The organism is Bacillus sp. N447-1 (assembly GCF_022701035.1).
GTDB lineage: Bacteria > Bacillota > Bacilli > Bacillales > Bacillaceae_G > Bacillus_A > Bacillus_A cereus.
This window is the reverse complement of sequence record NZ_CP065509.1, coordinates 3,065,901-3,089,093: the sequence shown is the minus strand read 5'-3', so window position 1 is coordinate 3,089,093 and position 23,193 is coordinate 3,065,901. Positions and strand designations below refer to the sequence as shown.

Here is a 23,193-nt window from a genome sequence, read left to right as displayed (position 1 = left end):
AATCTCTATCTTTCTACAACTTCACTATATTATTTTCCTAAACAAAATTGAGAGAACAACTGGTCAATTAAGCTTTCATGCACTGTGTCCCCAGTAATTTCACCAAGTATTTCCCACGTTCTTGTTAAATCAATTTGTACCATATCAATTGGTACACCATTTTCAATCGCCTCAACTGCATCACCGATTGTTTTTCCTGCTTGTGTTAATAATCCAATATGTCTCGCATTAGAAACATATGTCATATCTGCAGAATCGATTGTTCCTTCAAAGAATAAATCAGCTATTGCCTTTTCGAGTTCATCTATTCCTTGTTCCTCAATTAAGGATGTTGTAATAACACGATTTCCCGCGGCTAACTCTGTAATACGTTCCATATCAATCGCTTGCGGTAAATCAGTCTTATTCACAATAACAATAAAGTCTTTTCCTTGTACCGCACGGAATAGATCTTCATCCTCATTTGTTAAAGCCTCGCTATAGTTGACAACAACTAATACTAAATCCGCTTGGCTCATCATTTCTTTTGAACGTTCCACACCAATTCGTTCAACAACATCTTCTGTCTCCCGAATACCGGCTGTATCTATAAGTTTAAGAGGTACACCACGCACGTTAACGTACTCTTCAATAACATCACGAGTTGTTCCTGCAATATCAGTTACAATTGCCTTTTTCTCCTGAACAAGACTATTTAATAACGATGATTTCCCAACGTTAGGTCTACCGATAATTGCTGTAGCAATACCTTCACGTAAAATTTTCCCCTGTTTTGATGTTTCTAATATTTTTTCGATTTCCGAACGAACATGCGTCGCTTTCTCAATTAAAATATTATGTGTCATCTCTTCTACATCATCGTATTCTGGATAATCTATATTTACCTCAACATGAGCTAATGTTTCTAATATTTCTTGACGCAAAAGACCAATTAATTTAGATAATCGCCCTTCCATTTGATTAATTGCTACATTCATCGCACGATCTGTTTTTGCTCGAATCAAATCCATAACAGCTTCTGCTTGTGATAAGTCGATACGTCCATTTAAAAAAGCACGTTTTGTAAATTCGCCCGGTTCTGCCAATCGTACTCCTTGTGCTAGAATAAGTTGCAATACTTTATTTACTGAAACAAGTCCACCGTGACAGTTAATTTCCACTATATTTTCACGTGTAAAAGTCCTTGGTGCGCGCATAATAGACACCATAACTTCTTCAATAACTTGATTTGTATCTAAATCAACAATATGACCATAATGAATAGTGTGAGAAGGAACCTCTGTTAAATCCTTCCCCTTAAAAATACGATCAACTTTCTCAACCGCATCATCCCCACTTACTCGAACAATGGCAATTGCACCCTCTCCAAGCGCTGTGGAAATCGCAGCAATTGTATCAAATTCCATGTCCTTTCACCTCACTTGCTTATTTATCTCTATTTCAACATGATTATTTCTTTCACTAAATTATTAGGATACCATAACGAACCTATCTACAAAAGAAGAATAACTCATTTTATTATATCCCCATGTAAAAAACACTAAACTTATTCACAGTGGATAAGTTTAGTGTTTTTTAGTTATCCACATCTATTTTCCGCTCAAAAAAACCGGCACTCATTTGAGCAACCGGTCATTTAGGAGATATTACAACATGCCGATGTGGTTCATTTCCTTCAGAAGTTGTATTGATACCTTGATGATTTGATAATGCCTGATGAATAATTTTTCGTTCAAAAGATGGCATCGGTTCTAAAATAACTCTTTTTTTCGTATTAAATACTTGTTTCGCTAATCGATAAGAAAGTGATTCTAACGTACTTTTTCTTTTACTACGATAATTTTCAGCATCTAGTGTAATACCGATATACTGCTTCGTGTTACGATTCGCGACAAGTTTTGTTAAATACTGTAAAGAGTTCAATGTATTACCTCTTTTCCCAATTAAAACACCTACATTATCACCAGAAATTGTGAATTCGATTTCGCGTCCTTTTACAATTTTACTAATCTCGACTTCCACACCCATATCGTGAATAACATTTCTTAAATATTCTTCACATTCTTGAATTGGATCTTTCTTCAATACAACTTCTACTACTGCAGGGCGATTCCCAAATAAACCTAAGAATCCCCTTTTACCCTCATCGACAATATTTATATCTACTCGATCTTTTGATGTATTTAATTGCCTTAAAGCATCCTCTACTGCCAGCTCGACTGTTTGTCCTTTAGCAGTAATTACACTCACTTGCTTGAGCCTCCAGCTTTACCAGCCTTACTAGCCTTAATCTCTGGCCCTTTAATAAAGTACATTTGAGCAATACCAAAGATATTACCAACAACCCAGTAAAGTGATAATGCAGCTGGGAAGTTAATTGCAAAGATTAAAATCATAATCGGCATAAGCCAAAGCATCATTGCCATTTGTGGATTTTGACCAGCTGTTCCTGCCATTGCAAGCTTTTGCTGAATAAATGTCGTAATTGCTGCAACGACTGGTAAGATATAGAACGGGTCTGCATGTCCTAAATCGAACCATAAGAAACTATGTTGTTTAATTTCAGCTGTTCTCATAATTGCATGATAAAAAGCGAACAGAATTGGCATTTGAATAAAGATTGGTAAACAACCAGCTAATGGATTTACACCATTTTTTTGGTATAACTGCATCATTTCTTGCTGCAGTTTTTGCTGTGTCGCTTGATCTTTAGAGCTATATTTCTCTTTTAACTTCACCATTTCCGGTTGTAACGCTTGCATCGCTTTCGTACTCTTCGTTTGTTTAATCATTAATGGTAATAACGCAAAACGAATGATAAGAGTCGTAACAACAATTGCTAAACCATAATTACTGTTAAATAAGTTTGCAAAATACGTGATTAACTGAGAAAGCGGGTATACGAAGTATTCATTCCAAATTCCAGTGCTTTTTGGTGTAATTGGCTGATTTACTTCACTACAGCCAGCAGTAATCGCCATTAATGCAATAAGCATGGCTAGTAAACCTAATTTCTTTTTCAAAGCCTACTCCTCCTTGTATCGGTATGTATATAGTGTAATTCATTTCCTTACGCTACTTTTTTATTCTTTTCATACCAGAGCGTTTAAAGACATGAATTAAGCTTTTCTTTACTTCTTCATATGTCATCTCTGCACAAGGCTTCCTTGCTATTATAACAAAATCTTTTCCAGAAGCTATCTCATCTTTTAACTCTGTAATAGCCTGACGGACCATGCGCTTAATTCGATTACGAACTACTGCATTTCCTATTTTCTTGCTAACAGAAAGGCCGATGCGAAAGTTTGGCTGTTCTTCTTTATCTAATTGGTATACAACAAACTGACGATTTGCATTTGATTTTCCTTTTTGAAAAACCGCCTGGAATTCATCATTCTTCTTTATACGATGTTTTTTCTTCATATCAATTGACACTCCTGTATTTCATCAGCGGAAATTCACTATTATTAGAAAAAAAGACCACTGAACGATCAGTGGTCTACGCAGATAATACTTTTCTTCCTTTACGACGACGAGCTGCTAGCACTTTACGTCCGTTCGCTGTGCTCATACGGCTGCGGAAACCATGTACTTTGCTGCGCTTACGTTTATTTGGTTGGTAAGTTCTTTTCATTATATGACACCTCCCTGAGGAATATCTGTTAAAGACAGTCCTATAAATTATAGTTAATTAACTAGGAAAATGTCAATGGTTCTAGAAATTTTCATCAAATATTCATTTTGAACCTATTCACATACTTTTTCACAGCACCTATATTTCCTTGTGGATAAATATTTTTTCGCGCTTTTTATATCCACAAACTTTTTTCGCACTTTTACACAGTATATCGTGTTGTGGACAAGTTTATTCCACAAGGTATTGATTTTGTGGATAACTTTCTTAAATTCATTGCTATAGCCACTTTTTTTTGATATTATAGTTGTGTTTTCACTTTGAATAAGTTTTCCACATCTTTATTTTATCCACAATTTGTGTATAACATGTGGACAGTTTTAATCACATGTGGGTAAATAGTTGTCCACATTTGCTTTTTTTGTCGAAAACCCTATCTCATATACAAACGACGTTTTTAGGTTTTAAAATACGTTTCGTATAAATATACATTTTATATTTATTAGGTTGTACATTTGTTGCGCAACCTTATTCTTTTACCAACTTAGTAAAGGAGGGACACCTTTGGAAAATATCTCTGATTTATGGAATAGTGCCTTAAAAGAATTAGAAAAAAAGGTAAGCAAGCCTAGTTATGAGACATGGTTAAAATCCACAACGGCTCATAACTTGAAGAAAGACGTATTAACGATTACAGCTCCGAATGAATTTGCTCGTGACTGGCTAGAATCTCATTACTCCGAACTAATTTCAGAAACACTATACGATTTAACAGGGGCAAAATTAGCAATTCGCTTTATTATTCCCCAAAGTCAAGCTGAAGAGGACATTGATCTGCCTCCAGTTAAGCCGAATCCAGCACAAGATGATTCAGCTCATTTACCACAGAGTATGTTAAATCCAAAATATACATTCGATACATTTGTTATTGGCTCTGGTAACCGTTTTGCCCATGCAGCTTCATTAGCTGTAGCTGAGGCGCCAGCTAAAGCGTATAATCCACTCTTTATTTACGGGGGAGTTGGACTTGGAAAGACACATTTAATGCACGCAATTGGTCATTATGTAATTGAACATAATCCAAATGCAAAAGTTGTATATTTATCATCAGAAAAATTTACAAATGAATTTATTAACTCTATTCGTGATAATAAAGCTGTTGATTTTCGTAATAAATATCGTAACGTAGATGTTTTATTGATAGATGATATTCAATTTCTTGCTGGAAAAGAACAGACTCAAGAAGAGTTTTTCCATACATTTAATGCATTACACGAAGAAAGTAAACAAATTGTAATTTCTAGTGACCGACCACCAAAAGAAATTCCAACTTTAGAAGATCGTCTTCGTTCCCGCTTTGAATGGGGACTTATTACAGACATTACGCCGCCAGATTTAGAGACACGAATTGCGATTTTACGCAAAAAAGCAAAAGCTGAAGGGCTTGATATACCAAATGAAGTTATGCTTTATATCGCAAATCAAATTGATTCAAATATTCGTGAATTAGAAGGTGCACTTATCCGAGTTGTAGCTTATTCATCTTTAATTAATAAAGATATTAATGCTGATTTAGCAGCTGAAGCACTTAAAGATATTATTCCAAATTCTAAGCCGAAAATTATCTCTATTTATGATATTCAAAAAGCTGTCGGGGACGTTTATCAAGTGAAATTAGAAGATTTTAAAGCGAAAAAACGTACAAAATCAGTTGCGTTTCCTCGCCAAATTGCAATGTATTTATCGCGCGAACTTACAGATTCCTCTTTACCAAAAATAGGTGAAGAATTTGGTGGACGTGATCATACAACAGTTATCCATGCCCATGAAAAAATCTCTAAACTACTAAAAACCGATACGCAATTACAAAAGCAAGTTGAAGAAATTAATGGTATTTTAAAGTAGTAGCTGAATAGTGTGAATAACTTACCTTGTTTTACGCACAGTCTATCCACATGTAGATAGACTGTTTTTACATCCTTTAGCGGGGTTATCCACATATCCACAAGCCCTATTACTATTACTACTATTTTTTATCTTTATTAATTAAATAAAATCTTATACTTACCGGAGGTTTTTCTTTATGCGTTTTACAATACAAAAAGACTATCTTGTAAGAGGTGTACAAGATGTAATGAAGGCAGTTTCTTCTCGTACAACAATCCCAATTCTTACGGGAATTAAAGTTGTAGCAACTGAAGAAGGAGTTACATTAACAGGAAGCGATGCTGATATTTCGATTGAATCGTTTATTCCAGTCGAAGAAGATGGAAAAGAAATCGTAGAAATAGCTCAATCAGGAAGCATTGTTTTACAGGCAAAATATTTTAGTGAGATCGTAAAAAAACTACCTAAAGACACTGTCGAAATTTCTGTAGAAAATCATTTTATGACAAAAATAAAATCTGGAAAATCAGAGTTTAACTTAAATGGTTTAGATTCTGCAGAATATCCGTTATTGCCACAGATTGAAGAACATCATGTATTTAAGATACCAACAGATTTACTTAAACATATGATCAGACAAACTGTATTTGCAGTTTCTACTTCTGAAACAAGACCAATCTTGACAGGTGTAAACTGGAAGGTATATAACAGCGAGTTAACTTGTATTGCAACAGATAGTCATAGGCTGGCACTTCGAAAAGCAAAAATTGAAGGACATAATATTGCAGATGAATTCCAAGCTAATGTTGTTATCCCAGGTAAGAGCTTAAATGAATTAAGTAAAATTTTAGATGAGTCTGAAGAAATGGTAGATATCGTTATTACGGAGTATCAAGTATTATTCCGTACAAAACATTTATTATTCTTCTCAAGATTGTTAGAAGGGAATTATCCTGATACGACACGTTTAATTCCGGCAGAGAGTAAAACGGATATTTTTGTGAATACAAAAGAATTCCTACAAGCAATTGATCGCGCTTCACTATTAGCAAGAGATGGCCGCAATAACGTTGTTAAATTATCAACTTTAGAGCAAGAAATGCTAGAGATTTCTTCGAATTCACCAGAAATCGGAAAAGTTGTTGAAGAAGTACAATGCGAAAAAGTAGATGGAGAAGAGTTAAAAATATCTTTTAGTGCAAAATATATGATGGATGCATTGAAAGCTTTGGATAGTACAGAGATTAAAGTTAGCTTTACTGGGGCGATGAGACCGTTCTTAATTCGTACAGTAAATGATGATTCAATTATTCAATTAATTTTACCGGTTCGTACTTACTAGGTAAGGAATAAGGGTTGCTAGTTTAAAGATGCTAGTGGCCCTTATTTGATTTTTGGGTATTACTTTCCTAATGCTAGTTTATTTAGTACAATGAAAGAATGAACACTTTCAGAAAGTGAGCGATTTTATGAAACGTATTAAAATTTCAACAGAGTATATTACACTAGGACAATTTTTAAAGTTAGCTGATGTAATTGATACAGGTGGCGCTGTAAAATGGTTTTTACAAGAATATGAAGTGTACGTGAACAACGAACTTGAAAATAGAAGAGGTCGCAAACTATATGCGAATGATGTTATTGAAATTCCAGGAAGCGGAACTTTCCAAGTTCAGGCATAAAGGGGGAGCCCTTTGTTTATTTCAGAAATACAATTAAAAAACTATCGCAATTATGAAAAATTAGAGCTTTCCTTTGAAGATAAGGTAAATGTAATTATCGGCGAAAATGCGCAAGGGAAAACAAATTTGATGGAAGCTATTTATGTTTTAGCGATGGCGAAATCTCATAGAACCTCTAATGATCGCGAACTTATCCGCTGGGATGAAGATTTTGGTCAAATAAAAGGGAAATTACAAAAAAGAAACAGTTCTTTGTCTTTGGAATTAAATATTTCGAAAAAAGGTAAAAAGGCAAAATTAAATCAACTTGAACAACAAAAGTTAAGTCAATATATTGGCGTGATGAACGTTGTCATGTTTGCCCCAGAAGATTTAAATCTTGTAAAAGGAAGCCCTCAAGTAAGAAGACGCTTTTTAGATATGGAATTAGGACAAATAGCTCCTGTATATTTGTATGAATTAAGTCAATATCAAAAGGTGCTCACGCAACGAAATCACTTGTTGAAAAAAATGCAAGGGAATAGTAAGAATGAGGAAACGATGTTGGATGTATTTACACTTCAACTAATTGAGCATGGTGCGAAAATACTGCAAAAACGTTTTGAATTTTTGCATTTGCTACAGGAATGGGCAGCTCCAATTCATCGAGGTATAAGCCGTGGATTAGAAGAGTTAGAAATTGTCTATAAACCAAGTGTAGATGTATCAGAATCAATGGATTTGTCGAAAATAAAAGAAGTATACTATGAAAGTTTTCAATCTGTGAAACAACGTGAAATTTTCCGTGGTACGACTTTAATTGGTCCTCATCGTGACGATTTACAATTCTTCGTTAATAGTAAAAATGTTCAAGTCTTTGGTTCGCAAGGACAACAACGAACGACCGCACTATCCCTAAAATTAGCTGAAATTGAATTGATTTATTCAGAGGTTAAAGAATATCCAATCCTTTTGTTGGATGATGTTTTATCAGAATTAGATGATTATCGTCAATCACATCTTTTAAATACAATTCAAGGAAAAGTGCAAACATTTGTTACAACGACGAGTGTCGACGGAATTGAACACGAAACATTAAAAGAAGCGAAAACAATTCATGTAACGAACGGCACTGTAGATTGTGAAATAGATAGGGAATAACCCCTGTTTAAATGGAAAAGTAGGTGATCTTTGTGTCAATGGAACAAAAGCAAATGCAAGAAAATGCATATGATGAAAGTCAGATACAGGTGCTTGAAGGACTAGAGGCAGTTCGGAAACGCCCTGGTATGTATATTGGATCTACAAGTGGAAAAGGGCTTCACCATCTTGTTTGGGAAATCGTAGATAATAGTATTGATGAAGCACTTGCAGGTTATTGTGATGAAATTAATGTTAGTATCGAAGAAGATAATAGTATTCGTGTAACGGATAATGGGCGTGGTATTCCGGTTGGTATACAAGAAAAAATGGGACGTCCAGCTGTAGAAGTTATTATGACTGTTCTCCACGCCGGTGGTAAATTTGGCGGTGGCGGTTATAAAGTTTCTGGTGGTTTACATGGTGTTGGGGCATCGGTTGTAAATGCTCTATCAACAGAATTAGAAGTATTTGTACATCGTGAAGGTAAAATCCATTACCAAAAATACGAAAGAGGTATTCCGGTTGCGGATTTAAAAGTCATTGGTGACACCGATCAAACAGGAACAATAACTCGATTTAAACCAGATCCGGAAATTTTCCAAGAAACAACAGTATACGATTTTGATACGCTAGCAACTCGTATGCGTGAATTAGCGTTTTTAAATCGTAATATTAAATTAACAATTGAAGATAAACGTGAACATAAGCAAAAGAAAGAATTCCATTACGAAGGTGGAATTAAATCATACGTTGAGCATTTAAATCGCTCAAAACAACCGATTCATGAAGAGCCTGTGTACGTAGAAGGTTCAAAAGATGGTATTCAGGTTGAGGTTTCTCTTCAATATAACGAAGGATACACAAATAATATTTACTCATTTACGAATAACATCCATACGTATGAAGGTGGTACACATGAGGTAGGTTTTAAAACAGCTTTAACTCGTGTAATCAACGACTATGGTCGTAAAAATAGCATTTTAAAAGATGCGGACAGTAATTTAACTGGTGAGGATGTTCGTGAAGGTTTAACAGCAATTGTATCAATCAAGCATCCAAATCCACAATTTGAAGGACAAACGAAGACAAAACTTGGGAATAGTGAAGCGAGAACAATTACAGAGTCTGTATTCTCAGAGGCATTTGAAAAGTTCTTACTAGAAAATCCTAATGTAGCGCGAAAAATTGTAGAAAAAGGTACGATGGCTGCACGTGCACGTGTAGCTGCGAAAAAAGCGCGTGAATTGACACGTCGAAAGAGTGCGTTAGAAGTTTCAAGTTTACCTGGTAAATTAGCTGATTGCTCTTCGAAAGATCCAGCAATTAGTGAAATTTACATCGTAGAGGGTGACTCTGCGGGTGGATCTGCAAAACAAGGACGCGATCGTCATTTCCAAGCAATTTTACCGCTGAAGGGTAAAATTATTAATGTGGAAAAGGCGCGCTTAGATAAGATTTTATCAAATGATGAAGTTCGTACAATTATTACGGCAATCGGTACAAATATTGGTGGAGACTTCGATATTGAAAAAGCACGCTATCATAAAGTTATTATTATGACCGATGCCGATGTTGATGGTGCACATATTCGTACCCTATTATTAACGTTCTTCTATCGTTATATGCGTCAAATAATTGAGTGTGGTTATATCTATATTGCACAGCCGCCATTGTTTAAAATACAACAAGGTAAAAAAATTCAATATGCTTACAACGATAAGGAACTTGAAAAAATCTTAGCTGAGCTACCAGCCCAGCCGAAACCAGGAATTCAACGTTATAAAGGTCTTGGGGAGATGAATCCAACTCAGCTATGGGAGACGACAATGGATCCAGAAGTACGTTCGTTACTTCAAGTTTCTCTTCAAGATGCAATAGAAGCAGACGAAACGTTTGAAATTTTAATGGGTGATAAAGTAGAACCGCGTCGTAACTTTATCCAAGAGAATGCAAAATACGTGAAGAACCTTGATATTTAAATGAGTAATGACAGGAATCTAAGTATTCCTGTCTTCTACATATAAATCAATGTATGTGTAACGGAAATGTAAGAGGAGGTGCTCGTTGATGTCAGACAATCAACAACAAGCACGAATTCGAGAAATTAATATTAGTCATGAAATGCGTACCTCATTTTTAGATTACGCAATGAGTGTTATCGTATCTCGTGCATTACCAGATGTTCGTGATGGATTAAAACCTGTGCATCGTAGGGTTTTATATGCGATGAATGATTTAGGAATTACAGCTGATAAAGCGTATAAGAAATCAGCACGTATTGTCGGTGAAGTAATCGGTAAGTATCACCCTCATGGTGATTCAGCCGTTTATGAAACAATGGTACGTATGGCGCAAGATTTTAGTCAACGTTATATGCTTGTAGATGGGCATGGTAACTTCGGTTCTGTAGATGGAGATTCAGCAGCAGCAATGCGTTATACAGAGGCAAGAATGTCTAAGATTTCTATGGAATTAATACGTGATATTTCAAAAAATACAATTGATTATCAAGATAACTATGATGGTTCCGAAAGAGAACCGATAGTACTACCAGCGCGTTTCCCTAATTTATTAGTAAACGGTACAACAGGTATTGCTGTTGGTATGGCAACAAATATACCGCCGCATCAGCTTGGCGAAGTAATTGATGGTGTGCTGGCATTAAGTCATAATCCTGATATTACTATCGCAGAATTGATGGAATATATTCCTGGTCCAGACTTTCCGACGGCAGGTTTAATTTTAGGAAGAAGTGGAATTCGAAGAGCTTATGAAACAGGTCGCGGTTCCATTATGCTTCGTGCTAAGGTTGAAATTGAAGAGAAGTCAAACGGTAAACAATCTATTATCGTAACTGAACTACCTTATCAAGTTAATAAGGCGCGATTAATTGAAAAAATCGCAGAATTAGTTCGCGATAAGAAAATTGAAGGTATTACAGATTTACGTGATGAATCAGATCGTAATGGTATGCGTATTGTCATGGAAGTACGTCGTGATGCTAATGCAAACGTACTATTAAACAATCTATATAAACATACAGCGCTTCAAACAAGTTTCGGTATTAATATGTTGTCTCTTGTAAATGGGGAGCCACAAGTACTAAATTTAAAACAAAATCTATATCATTATTTAGAGCATCAGAAGGTAGTAATTCGTAGACGTACTGCTTATGAATTAGAAAAAGCAGAAGCACGTGCTCATATTTTAGAAGGATTACGAATTGCTTTAGATCATCTTGATGAAGTTATTACGTTAATTCGTAGTTCAAAAACGGCAGATATTGCAAAGCAAGGCTTAATGGAACGTTTTGGTTTAAGTGAGAAACAAGCGCAAGCGATTTTAGATATGCGTCTGCAACGCTTAACTGGATTAGAACGTGAAAAAATTGAGCAAGAATATCAAGACTTAATGAAGTTAATTGCTGAATTAAAAGCGATTTTAGCAGATGAAGAAAAAGTTCTTGAGATTATTCGTGAAGAATTAACAGAAGTAAAAGAGCGTTTCAATGATAAGAGACGAACAGAAATTACAATTGGCGGTATGGAATTTATTGAAGATGAAGATTTAATTCCTGAACAAAACATTGCGATTACGTTAACTCATAACGGTTATATTAAGAGGTTACCAGCTTCTACGTACAAAACACAGAACCGTGGGGGGCGTGGTGTGCAAGGAATGGGTACGAATGATGATGACTTTGTTGAACATTTATTAACAACGTCTACTCATGATCATATTTTATTCTTTACAAACAAGGGTAAAGTATACCGTACGAAAGGATATGAAATTCCAGAGTATAGTCGTACTGCAAAAGGACTACCAATTATTAACCTATTAGGGGTAGATAAGGGTGAGTGGATTAACGCTATTATTCCGATTCGTGAATTTGGTGACGATCAGTTCTTATTCTTTACGACAAAACAAGGGGTTTCTAAGAGAACGCCACTTTCATCATTTGCAAATATACGTACAAATGGTTTAATTGCAATTTCTCTTCGTGAAGAGGATGAAGTAATATCTGTACGTTTAACATCGGGTGATAAGGATATTATTGTCGGGACAAGTAACGGTATGCTAATTCGTTTCAATGAACAAGATGTTCGTTCTATGGGACGTAATGCTGCAGGTGTTAAAGCTATTACGTTGGGCGATGAAGACCAAGTTGTAGGTATGGAAATTGTCGAAGAGGATGTAAATGTTCTAATTGTAACGAAAAATGGTTACGGAAAGCGTACACCGATTGATGAATACCGTCTGCAAAGTCGCGGTGGTAAAGGTCTGAAAACTTGTAACATTACAGATAAGAACGGTAAATTAGTAGCTGTTAAGTCTGTTACAGGTGAAGAAGATATTATGTTAATTACAGCGGCAGGCGTTATTATTCGTATGCCAGTTGATCAAATCTCTCAAATGGGACGTAATACACAAGGTGTTCGTCTAATTCGATTAGAGGAAGACCAAGAGGTAGCGACGGTAGCAAAAGCACAAAAAGATGAAGAGGAAGAAACGAGTGAAGAGGTTTCTTCAGAAGAATAAGAGAGGGGATTTTCCCTCTCTTTATTTTTTTATAATAATACTTGCATAGGGAAGAGAAAGCCTATATAATAGGCAGAGTCAGCAAATGAGAGATACAACTTATCAAAAAAACTTGTTGACGAAAATAATATAGTATGATATATTATAAAAGTCGCTGAAACGCGATGTTGAACTTTGAAAACTAAACGAAACAAACAACGTGAAACGTCAATTTTTATTTTAGATGCTAGACAAACTAACTTTATTGGAGAGTTTGATCCTGGCTCAGGATGAACGCTGGCGGCGTGCCTAATACATGCAAGTCGAGCGAATGGATTAAGAGCTTGCTCTTATGAAGTTAGCGGCGGACGGGTGAGTAACACGTGGGTAACCTGCCCATAAGACTGGGATAACTCCGGGAAACCGGGGCTAATACCGGATAACATTTTGAACCGCATGGTTCGAAATTGAAAGGCGGCTTCGGCTGTCACTTATGGATGGACCCGCGTCGCATTAGCTAGTTGGTGAGGTAACGGCTCACCAAGGCAACGATGCGTAGCCGACCTGAGAGGGTGATCGGCCACACTGGGACTGAGACACGGCCCAGACTCCTACGGGAGGCAGCAGTAGGGAATCTTCCGCAATGGACGAAAGTCTGACGGAGCAACGCCGCGTGAGTGATGAAGGCTTTCGGGTCGTAAAACTCTGTTGTTAGGGAAGAACAAGTGCTAGTTGAATAAGCTGGCACCTTGACGGTACCTAACCAGAAAGCCACGGCTAACTACGTGCCAGCAGCCGCGGTAATACGTAGGTGGCAAGCGTTATCCGGAATTATTGGGCGTAAAGCGCGCGCAGGTGGTTTCTTAAGTCTGATGTGAAAGCCCACGGCTCAACCGTGGAGGGTCATTGGAAACTGGGAGACTTGAGTGCAGAAGAGGAAAGTGGAATTCCATGTGTAGCGGTGAAATGCGTAGAGATATGGAGGAACACCAGTGGCGAAGGCGACTTTCTGGTCTGTAACTGACACTGAGGCGCGAAAGCGTGGGAGCAAACAGGATTAGATACCCTGGTAGTCCACGCCGTAAACGATGAGTGCTAAGTGTTAGAGGGTTTCCGCCCTTTAGTGCTGAAGTTAACGCATTAAGCACTCCGCCTGGGGAGTACGGCCGCAAGGCTGAAACTCAAAGGAATTGACGGGGGCCCGCACAAGCGGTGGAGCATGTGGTTTAATTCGAAGCAACGCGAAGAACCTTACCAGGTCTTGACATCCTCTGAAAACCCTAGAGATAGGGCTTCTCCTTCGGGAGCAGAGTGACAGGTGGTGCATGGTTGTCGTCAGCTCGTGTCGTGAGATGTTGGGTTAAGTCCCGCAACGAGCGCAACCCTTGATCTTAGTTGCCATCATTAAGTTGGGCACTCTAAGGTGACTGCCGGTGACAAACCGGAGGAAGGTGGGGATGACGTCAAATCATCATGCCCCTTATGACCTGGGCTACACACGTGCTACAATGGACGGTACAAAGAGCTGCAAGACCGCGAGGTGGAGCTAATCTCATAAAACCGTTCTCAGTTCGGATTGTAGGCTGCAACTCGCCTACATGAAGCTGGAATCGCTAGTAATCGCGGATCAGCATGCCGCGGTGAATACGTTCCCGGGCCTTGTACACACCGCCCGTCACACCACGAGTTTGTAACACCCGAAGTCGGTGGGGTAACCTTTTTGGAGCCAGCCGCCTAAGGTGGGACAGATGATTGGGGTGAAGTCGTAACAAGGTAGCCGTATCGGAAGGTGCGGCTGGATCACCTCCTTTCTATGGAGAATTGATAAGCGCTGCTTATCAATATAAGTTTCCGTGTTTCGTTTTCGTTTAGTTTTGAGAGTTCAATTCAGTATTGACTCTTAAATGAGGATATGATATAAATAAATCCTGCAATTTGTATGGGCCTATAGCTCAGCTGGTTAGAGCGCACGCCTGATAAGCGTGAGGTCGATGGTTCGAGTCCATTTAGGCCCACCATACATTTTGGGGCCTTAGCTCAGCTGGGAGAGCGCCTGCCTTGCACGCAGGAGGTCAGCGGTTCGATCCCGCTAGGCTCCACCAAAAAGCTATTTTAAATAGCGAATGGTATGTTCTTTGAAAACTAGATAACAGTGTAGCTCATATTTTTTAATTTTTAGTTTGGTTAAGTTAGAAAGGGCGCACGGTGGATGCCTTGACACTAGGAGTCGATGAAGGACGGGACTAACGCCGATATGCTTCGGGGAGCTGTAAGTAAGCTTTGATCCGAAGATTTCCGAATGGGGAAACCCACCATACGTAATGGTATGGTATCCTTATCTGAATACATAGGGTAAGGAAGACAGACCCAGGGAACTGAAACATCTAAGTACCTGGAGGAAGAGAAAGCAAATGCGATTTCCTGAGTAGCGGCGAGCGAAACGGAACATAGCCCAAACCAAGAGGCTTGCCTCTTGGGGTTGTAGGACATTCTATACGGAGTTACAAAGGAACGAGGTAGACGAAGCGACCTGGAAAGGTCCGTCGTAGAGGGTAACAACCCCGTAGTCGAAACTTCGTTCTCTCTTGAATGTATCCTGAGTACGGCGGAACACGTGAAATTCCGTCGGAATCTGGGAGGACCATCTCCCAAGGCTAAATACTCCCTAGTGATCGATAGTGAACCAGTACCGTGAGGGAAAGGTGAAAAGCACCCCGGAAGGGAGTGAAAGAGATCCTGAAACCGTGTGCCTACAAATAGTCAGAGCCCGTTAATGGGTGATGGCGTGCCTTTTGTAGAATGAACCGGCGAGTTACGATCCCGTGCGAGGTTAAGCTGAAGAGGCGGAGCCGCAGCGAAAGCGAGTCTGAATAGGGCGTTTAGTACGTGGTCGTAGACCCGAAACCAGGTGATCTACCCATGTCCAGGGTGAAGTTCAGGTAACACTGAATGGAGGCCCGAACCCACGCACGTTGAAAAGTGCGGGGATGAGGTGTGGGTAGCGGAGAAATTCCAATCGAACCTGGAGATAGCTGGTTCTCCCCGAAATAGCTTTAGGGCTAGCCTTAAGTGTAAGAGTCTTGGAGGTAGAGCACTGATTGGACTAGGGTCCTCATCGGATTACCGAATTCAGTCAAACTCCGAATGCCAATGACTTATCCTTAGGAGTCAGACTGCGAGTGATAAGATCCGTAGTCAAAGGGAAACAGCCCAGACCGCCAGCTAAGGTCCCAAAGTGTGTATTAAGTGGAAAAGGATGTGGAGTTGCTTAGACAACTAGGATGTTGGCTTAGAAGCAGCCACCATTTAAAGAGTGCGTAATAGCTCACTAGTCGAGTGACTCTGCGCCGAAAATGTACCGGGGCTAAATACACCACCGAAGCTGCGGATTGATACCAATGGTATCAGTGGTAGGGAGCGTTCTAAGGACAGTGAAGTCAGACCGGAAGGACTGGTGGAGTGCTTAGAAGTGAGAATGCCGGTATGAGTAGCGAAAGACGGGTGAGAATCCCGTCCACCGAATGCCTAAGGTTTCCTGAGGAAGGCTCGTCCGCTCAGGGTTAGTCAGGACCTAAGCCGAGGCCGACAGGCGTAGGCGATGGACAACAGGTTGATATTCCTGTACCACCTCTTTATCGTTTGAGCAATGGAGGGACGCAGAAGGATAGAAGAAGCGTGCGATTGGTTGTGCACGTCCAAGCAGTTAGGCTGATAAGTAGGCAAATCCGCTTATCGTAAAGGCTGAGCTGTGATGGGGAAGCTCCTTATGGAGCGAAGTCTTTGATTCCCCGCTGCCAAGAAAAGCTTCTAGCGAGATAAAGGTGCCTGTACCGCAAACCGACACAGGTAGGCGAGGAGAGAATCCTAAGGTGTGCGAGAGAACTCTGGTTAAGGAACTCGGCAAAATGACCCCGTAACTTCGGGAGAAGGGTGCTTTCTTAACGGAAAGCCGCAGTGAATAGGCCCAAGCGACTGTTTAGCAAAACACAGCTCTCTGCGAAGCCGTAAGGCGAAGTATAGGGGGTGACACCTGCCCGGTGCTGGAAGGTTAAGGAGAGGGGTTAGCGTAAGCGAAGCTCTGAACTGAAGCCCCAGTAAACGGCGGCCGTAACTATAACGGTCCTAAGGTAGCGAAATTCCTTGTCGGGTAAGTTCCGACCCGCACGAAAGGTGTAACGATTTGGGCACTGTCTCAACCAGAGACTCGGTGAAATTATAGTACCTGTGAAGATGCAGGTTACCCGCGACAGGACGGAAAGACCCCGTGGAGCTTTACTGTAGCCTGATATTGAATTTTGGTACAGTTTGTACAGGATAGGCGGGAGCCATTGAAACCGGAGCGCTAGCTTCGGTGGAGGCGCTGGTGGGATACCGCCCTGACTGTATTGAAATTCTAACCTACGGGTCTTATCGACCCGGGAGACAGTGTCAGGTGGGCAGTTTGACTGGGGCGGTCGCCTCCTAAAGTGTAACGGAGGCGCCCAAAGGTTCCCTCAGAATGGTTGGAAATCATTCGTAGAGTGCAAAGGCATAAGGGAGCTTGACTGCGAGACCTACAAGTCGAGCAGGGACGAAAGTCGGGCTTAGTGATCCGGTGGTTCCGCATGGAAGGGCCATCGCTCAACGGATAAAAGCTACCCCGGGGATAACAGGCTTATCTCCCCCAAGAGTCCACATCGACGGGGAGGTTTGGCACCTCGATGTCGGCTCATCGCATCCTGGGGCTGTAGTCGGTCCCAAGGGTTGGGCTGTTCGCCCATTAAAGCGGTACGCGAGCTGGGTTCAGAACGTCGTGAGACAGTTCGGTCCCTATCCGTCGTGGGCGTAGGAAATTTGAGAGGAGCTGTCCTTAGTACGAGAGGACCGGGATGGACGCACCGCTGGTGTACCAGTTGTTCTGCCAAGGGCATAGCTGGGTAGCTATGTGCGGAAGGGATAAGTGCTGAAAGCATCTAAGCATGAAGCCCCCCTCAAGATGAGATTTCCCATAGCGTAAGCTAGTAAGATCCCTGAAAGATGATCAGGTTGATAGGTTCGAGGTGGAAGCATGGTGACATGTGGAGCTGACGAATACTAATAGATCGAGGACTTAACCATATAATATGTAGCAAATGTTATCTAGTTTTGAAGGAATATGCCTTCATAGTTTGGTGATGATGGCAGAGAGGTCACACCCGTTCCCATACCGAACACGGAAGTTAAGCTCTCTAGCGCCGATGGTAGTTGGGACCTTGTCCCTGTGAGAGTAGGACGTCGCCAAGCAACTAAAAACACAAGTCATTTGACTTGTGTTTTTTTATTTCCCATGAAATAGATTTGGTTCCATTAATAAAAAATTTGAAATATAGTAAGGGATTTTTTGAGCAGAAATACTTAGAAATTGATAAATAAATGGATAATCTTCAGAACCATAACTTCCAAGTAAGTCATACCACCAATCTGTTTCATATCTAGAAATCATGCTTAAATTATAGAGCAATAAATAATGAATGAGGAGTTCAGGTAATATTGGCTTAGGATTTCTAGGGTCAGTCGTAAGTGGCAAATAATAAGTATTAGTAAGATGTTCATAGTATAAAGGAGTACTGTACATAGGATTCCATGATTGAATAGGCGCTGTAAAAAGTAAATTCGATTCATTAGTCTTCTCAGGTACGTGTTGTATTGATAAATGCTTACAAGATGTTTCAATGTAACGAGAAAATCTCTCTTTAGTCATATGTAATCGATCTAGTAGGTTGACTGAAAAGGAGAGCTCATTTTTAATTGTTGAATCAATTTTATATAAAGTTGATCCTTTTTGACTATAACGAAATAAATTTTGTAATTCTGGAATATTTCCCATTAGTTCTAACATGTTAAATTTTTCTGCTTCTAAGTGTTTCATGTGAAACAGTTGTTCTGCAACATGAGTAAACAATCCGTTTTTTTGTACCTTCACCTCATCTTCTAAAAATTGATACCCTTGTTTTTTTCGTTTGCGAGTTGTAACGCCATGAGCTAAAACAGTAGTTGATTCAGGATAGTTAGGGTCAATAGTTAGTAGGCATGCTTTAAACAGTTGACTAATTCCATAAAATAACAACATTGGTTGAATGGAAAATGGAGCTGTCTTATATAATTCATAATAATTTTTCCCGTGTTCTAAATAATAAATAAAGGGATAACAATTTTCAAAACTTTTTTTTTCTGCATCCTGAATAGAGGATTTTTCATAACAACGGGCAAGATAACGTTGTACGTTTTGAGATGAAAAAAAGAAACTTAACTGCTGCCAAGTACAAGATGTTTGATGCATATATTACGCTCCTTTTATTGTCTAAAAATTCTAACATATATATACGTCCTTGACAGTATTTTAACCAATTGATAAGCTACTAATAATAATTTCTGGTATCATAGGGGGAACAATTATGTGGGAATCTAAATTTGTTAAAGAAGGTTTGACTTTTGATGATGTATTACTTGTACCAGCTAGGTCAGATATATTACCAAGAGAAGTAAGTGTTAAAACAGTTTTATCTGAAAGCTTACAGCTAAACATCCCGTTAATTAGTGCAGGAATGGATACAGTAACAGAAGCTGACATGGCTATTGCAATGGCTCGCCAAGGTGGTTTAGGAATTATTCATAAGAATATGTCTATTGAGCAACAAGCAGAGCAAGTTGATAAAGTAAAGCGCTCTGAAAGCGGCGTTATTTCAGATCCTTTCTTCTTAACTCCAGAACATCAAGTATATGATGCAGAACATCTTATGGGAAAATATCGTATCTCAGGTGTACCGGTTGTAAATAATCTAGATGAGCGAAAATTAGTTGGTATTATTACAAACCGTGATATGCGCTTCATCCAAGACTACTCAATCAAAATTTCTGACGTAATGACAAAAGAACAATTAATTACAGCTCCAGTTGGTACTACACTGGAAGAAGCTGAAAAGATCCTACAAAAGTATAAAATTGAAAAACTCCCTCTTGTTGATAATAACGGTGTATTACAAGGGCTTATTACAATAAAAGATATTGAAAAAGTAATTGAATTCCCAAACTCTGCTAAGGATAAGCAAGGACGCTTATTAGTTGGAGCAGCAGTTGGTGTAACAGCGGATGCTATGCTTCGCATCGATGCATTAGTAAAAGCTAGTGTAGATGCAATTGTACTTGATACAGCACATGGACATTCTAAAGGTGTTATTGATAAGGTAAAAGAAGTTCGTGCTAAATACCCATCACTAAATATTATCGCTGGAAATGTTGCTACTGCTGAAGCAACGAAAGCATTAATTGAAGCTGGTGCAAACGTAGTTAAAGTTGGTATTGGACCAGGTTCTATTTGTACAACACGCGTTGTAGCCGGTGTTGGTGTACCACAATTAACTGCAGTTTATGATTGTGCAACAGAAGCTCGTAAACACGGTATTCCAGTTATTGCTGATGGTGGTATTAAGTACTCTGGTGATATGGTGAAAGCTTTAGCAGCAGGAGCACATGTTGTTATGCTAGGTAGCATGTTTGCAGGTGTTGCAGAAAGCCCTGGAGAAACTGAAATTTACCAAGGTCGTCAATTTAAAGTGTATCGTGGTATGGGTTCTGTCGGTGCGATGGAAAAAGGAAGTAAAGATCGTTACTTCCAAGAAGGTAATAAAAAGCTTGTCCCAGAAGGTATTGAAGGACGAGTGCCATATAAAGGACCTTTAGCAGATACAGTTCACCAATTAGTTGGTGGCTTACGTGCAGGTATGGGATATTGCGGAGCACAGGATTTAGAATTCTTACGCGAAAATGCACAATTCATTCGTATGTCAGGTGCTGGCTTACGTGAAAGTCATCCTCATCACGTACAAATTACAAAAGAGGCTCCAAACTACTCATTATAATGTCTTATATACAAATAGACAGAGATTTGATATCTCTGTCTATTTTTTTTTGATTATGTTAGAATAACGGTTATGTGAGTACATAGATATTGGGGGTAGCAAAAGTGAAAGGTATGTTTTGCAAAAGATTCATTGCTTTGGTAACAGTGCTTACACTAGCTTGTAGCATTTTTATGCCATATAGCAATGCATCAGCTGAAACAGGAGCCGCTTTAAACATTGAAGCAGGTGCGGCAATTTTAGTAGAAGCGAATTCTGGGAAAATTTTATATCAAAAGAATGCAGATGAATTATTATCCATTGCTAGTATGACAAAGATGATGAGTGAATATTTAGTTCACGAAGCAGTGGATAAAGGAAAACTTAAGTGGGACCAGAAAATTAAGGTTTCTGAATATGCATATAAGGTTTCACAAGATGCTTCATTATCAAATGTTGCATTAGAAAATGGTGGCTCTTATACAGTAAAAGAGTTATACGAAGCAATGGCAATCTTTTCTGCAAATGGTGCAACAATTGCATTAGCAGAAGCAATTGCAGGTAAAGAAGTAGACTTCGTAAAAATGATGAATGACAAATCGAAAGAACTAGGGTTAAAAAATTATAAATTTGTCAATTCTACAGGTTTAACGAATAAAGATTTAAAGGGAATGCATCCTGAAGGAACAACAGCGGATGAAGAAAATAAAATGTCTGCAAAGGATGTTGCAACTTTAGCACAACATTTAATTAAAGATTATCCAAAAGTGTTAGATACAGCAAAAATCCCTAAAAAAGAATTCCGTCCAGAAAAAGAGAAGTTTGGAATGTCGAACTGGAACTGGATGTTAAAGGGCTTAGTTAAAGAATATGATGGCGTAGATGGCCTAAAAACAGGCTCAACTCCAGAAGCAGGAGATTGCTTCACTGGTACGGTTGAAAGAAACGGAATGCGTTTTATTTCTGTAGTTATTAAAACAAGTTCTCATACAGCACGTTTTGATGAAACAAAGAAGCTATATGATTATGGATTTGCTAACTTTGAAGTGAAACAAATGTATAAAAAAGGTTCTTCAGTAAAAGGACAAGAAACAGTACGAGTAGAAAATGCGAAAGATAAAGATGTAGCAGTTCAAACGAAACAAGCTATTTCACTTCCAGTGCCAAAAGGAAGTAAAGATGTTTATAAAACAGAATTAAAAGAATCAAGTAAGGGACAAGAAGCACCTATTAAAAAGGGAGCTGCGCTTGGTCAAATGGTAATTACGCCAAAAGATACAAACGACCCTGGATTTTTAACTGGTAAGTCACTGCAAGTGGATCTTGTAACGACATCTGAAGTAGAAGAAGCAAACTGGTTTACTCGTGCTATGCGCGGAATTGGTTCATTCTTTAGTGGTATGTGGAATAGTGCTGTTGATACAGTAAAAGGTTGGTTTTAAAAGCTCCTCACGATAGGAGCTTTTTTTTATTCCTATTTTTCATACCGACTTTATGAAAAAGTAGTAGACAAGCATCTGATAGTTAGTGGTAGAATGTAAGAGTATTCTTAATTTTCGCCTTTAACGGGGGAAAGCAATTCACCTAGGGGGGTTTTTGTACATGACAAATGTAACAGGGACAGAACGTGTAAAACGTGGAATGGCAGAAATGCAAAAAGGCGGCGTTATTATGGACGTAGTTAACGCTGAACAAGCAAAAATTGCAGAAGAGGCAGGCGCAGTTGCCGTTATGGCATTAGAGCGTGTACCAGCAGATATTCGTGCAGCAGGTGGCGTTTCTCGTATGGCAGACCCAACAATTGTTGAAGAAGTTATGGGTGCGGTGTCAATTCCGGTTATGGCAAAATGCCGTATCGGTCACCTTGTAGAAGCACGTGTATTAGAATCATTAGGGGTAGACTATATCGATGAGAGTGAAGTATTAACTCCTGCTGATGAAGTATACCATTTAAATAAACGTGATTACACAGTTCCATTTGTATGTGGTTGCCGTGATATCGGAGAAGCTGCACGTCGTATTGCAGAAGGTGCATCTATGCTTCGTACAAAAGGTGAACCAGGAACAGGAAACATTGTAGAGGCAGTGCGTCATATGCGCCAAGTCAATGCAGAAATCCGTCAAGTTGCGAGTCTACGTGAAGATGAGTTAATGACATATGCAAAAAATACTGGCGCTCCTTACGAAGTATTACTTGAAATTAAACGTCTTGGTCGCTTACCAGTTGTAAACTTTGCGGCAGGTGGTGTAGCAACACCAGCAGATGCAGCATTAATGATGCAACTTGGTGCTGATGGGGTATTTGTTGGATCTGGTATCTTCAAATCAGAAAACCCAGAGAAATTTGCACGTGCAATCGTTGAAGCAACGACTCATTATGAAGATTACGAACTAATTGCAAGCCTTTCTAAAGGATTAGGTAATGCAATGAAGGGTGTCGAAATTTCAACGTTATTACCAGAACAACGCATGCAAGAGCGTGGATGGTAATTAA

At 39.1% G+C, this 23,193-nt stretch carries 15 protein-coding genes, 2 tRNA genes and 3 rRNA genes; 14 read left to right on the top strand and 6 right to left on the bottom strand.

Annotated elements, in window-relative coordinates:
• Positions 1-29: 29 nt before the first annotated feature.
• From mnmE to rpmH, 5 genes are all read right to left on the bottom strand, one after another.
• Positions 30-1,406: a tRNA uridine-5-carboxymethylaminomethyl(34) synthesis GTPase MnmE gene (mnmE, locus tag IQ781_RS15650; protein WP_000393756.1), complete on the bottom strand. Its 1,377-nt coding sequence runs from the start codon at positions 1,404-1,406 to the stop codon at positions 30-32.
• A 226-nt stretch (positions 1,407-1,632) separates the two neighbouring features.
• On the bottom strand, positions 1,633-2,250 hold the full coding sequence (gene jag / locus IQ781_RS15645; RefSeq protein ID WP_000111516.1) for an RNA-binding cell elongation regulator Jag/EloR: 618 nt from the start codon (positions 2,248-2,250) through the stop codon (positions 1,633-1,635).
• Positions 2,247-3,023: a YidC family membrane integrase SpoIIIJ gene (gene spoIIIJ, locus IQ781_RS15640; protein ID WP_000727734.1), complete on the bottom strand. Its 777-nt coding sequence runs from the start codon at positions 3,021-3,023 to the stop codon at positions 2,247-2,249. The genes jag and spoIIIJ overlap by 4 nt, the downstream gene beginning before the upstream one ends.
• A gap of 52 nt (positions 3,024-3,075) precedes the next feature.
• Entirely contained in the window at positions 3,076-3,423 is a 348-nt protein-coding gene (gene rnpA, locus IQ781_RS15635) for a ribonuclease P protein component (RefSeq protein WP_000726619.1), read from the bottom strand.
• 76 nt (positions 3,424-3,499) lie between these two features.
• On the bottom strand, positions 3,500-3,634 hold the full coding sequence (rpmH, locus tag IQ781_RS15630; protein WP_000831901.1) for a 50S ribosomal protein L34: 135 nt from the start codon (positions 3,632-3,634) through the stop codon (positions 3,500-3,502).
• Positions 3,635-4,198: 564 nt separating this feature from the next.
• Here rpmH and dnaA point away from each other — a divergent pair.
• The 11 genes from dnaA to rrf all read left to right on the top strand — a co-directional run bounded on the left by dnaA (position 4,199) and on the right by rrf (position 18,105).
• The gene (gene dnaA / locus IQ781_RS15625; protein WP_000428017.1) at positions 4,199-5,539 is read left to right on the top strand and encodes a chromosomal replication initiator protein DnaA; all 1,341 of its coding nucleotides are present in this window, start codon (positions 4,199-4,201) and stop codon (positions 5,537-5,539) included.
• Between the two features lie 178 nt (positions 5,540-5,717).
• Positions 5,718-6,863, top strand: coding sequence for a DNA polymerase III subunit beta (dnaN, locus tag IQ781_RS15620; RefSeq protein ID WP_001212884.1), 1,146 nt, complete (start codon positions 5,718-5,720; stop codon positions 6,861-6,863).
• Positions 6,864-6,990: 127 nt separating this feature from the next.
• Positions 6,991-7,203 (top strand): S4 domain-containing protein YaaA, encoded by a 213-nt coding sequence (gene yaaA, locus IQ781_RS15615; RefSeq protein WP_000821364.1) that lies wholly within the window; start codon positions 6,991-6,993, stop codon positions 7,201-7,203.
• 12 nt (positions 7,204-7,215) lie between these two features.
• Complete coding sequence (gene recF / locus IQ781_RS15610) at positions 7,216-8,343, top strand: DNA replication/repair protein RecF (RefSeq protein WP_000470745.1); 1,128 nt, start codon at positions 7,216-7,218, stop codon at positions 8,341-8,343.
• A 38-nt stretch (positions 8,344-8,381) separates the two neighbouring features.
• Positions 8,382-10,304: a DNA topoisomerase (ATP-hydrolyzing) subunit B gene (gyrB, locus tag IQ781_RS15605; RefSeq protein WP_000435982.1), complete on the top strand. Its 1,923-nt coding sequence runs from the start codon at positions 8,382-8,384 to the stop codon at positions 10,302-10,304.
• Positions 10,305-10,392: 88 nt separating this feature from the next.
• On the top strand, positions 10,393-12,864 hold the full coding sequence (gene gyrA / locus IQ781_RS15600; RefSeq protein ID WP_001282864.1) for a DNA gyrase subunit A: 2,472 nt from the start codon (positions 10,393-10,395) through the stop codon (positions 12,862-12,864).
• A 241-nt stretch (positions 12,865-13,105) separates the two neighbouring features.
• Positions 13,106-14,654, top strand: a 16S ribosomal RNA gene (locus IQ781_RS15595).
• 130 nt (positions 14,655-14,784) lie between these two features.
• Positions 14,785-14,861: transfer RNA gene (locus tag IQ781_RS15590), tRNA-Ile, on the top strand.
• An 8-nt stretch (positions 14,862-14,869) separates the two neighbouring features.
• Positions 14,870-14,945, top strand: a tRNA-Ala gene (locus IQ781_RS15585).
• Between the two features lie 80 nt (positions 14,946-15,025).
• Positions 15,026-17,940 (top strand): 23S ribosomal RNA (locus tag IQ781_RS15580).
• Between the two features lie 49 nt (positions 17,941-17,989).
• Positions 17,990-18,105: ribosomal RNA gene (gene rrf, locus IQ781_RS15575) — 5S ribosomal RNA — on the top strand.
• The 16S, 23S and 5S rRNA genes sit together here with 2 tRNA genes alongside, the layout of an rRNA operon.
• A gap of 34 nt (positions 18,106-18,139) precedes the next feature.
• On the opposite strand, the gene IQ781_RS15570 is transcribed toward rrf, so the two are convergent.
• Positions 18,140-19,141, bottom strand: coding sequence for a YaaC family protein (locus IQ781_RS15570; RefSeq protein ID WP_000554287.1), 1,002 nt, complete (start codon positions 19,139-19,141; stop codon positions 18,140-18,142).
• Between the two features lie 115 nt (positions 19,142-19,256).
• Here IQ781_RS15570 and guaB point away from each other — a divergent pair, with 115 nt between their 5' ends.
• From guaB to pdxS, 3 genes are all read left to right on the top strand, one after another.
• Entirely contained in the window at positions 19,257-20,720 is a 1,464-nt protein-coding gene (gene guaB, locus IQ781_RS15565; protein WP_000264088.1) for an IMP dehydrogenase, read from the top strand.
• 113 nt (positions 20,721-20,833) lie between these two features.
• On the top strand, positions 20,834-22,141 hold the full coding sequence (gene dacA, locus IQ781_RS15560) for a D-alanyl-D-alanine carboxypeptidase DacA (RefSeq protein WP_124749816.1): 1,308 nt from the start codon (positions 20,834-20,836) through the stop codon (positions 22,139-22,141).
• A gap of 160 nt (positions 22,142-22,301) precedes the next feature.
• Positions 22,302-23,189 carry a pyridoxal 5'-phosphate synthase lyase subunit PdxS gene (pdxS, locus tag IQ781_RS15555; RefSeq protein WP_000186165.1) on the top strand — a complete coding sequence of 296 codons (888 nt, stop codon included), beginning with the start codon at positions 22,302-22,304 and terminating at the stop codon, positions 23,187-23,189.
• Positions 23,190-23,193: the final 4 nt, after the last annotated feature.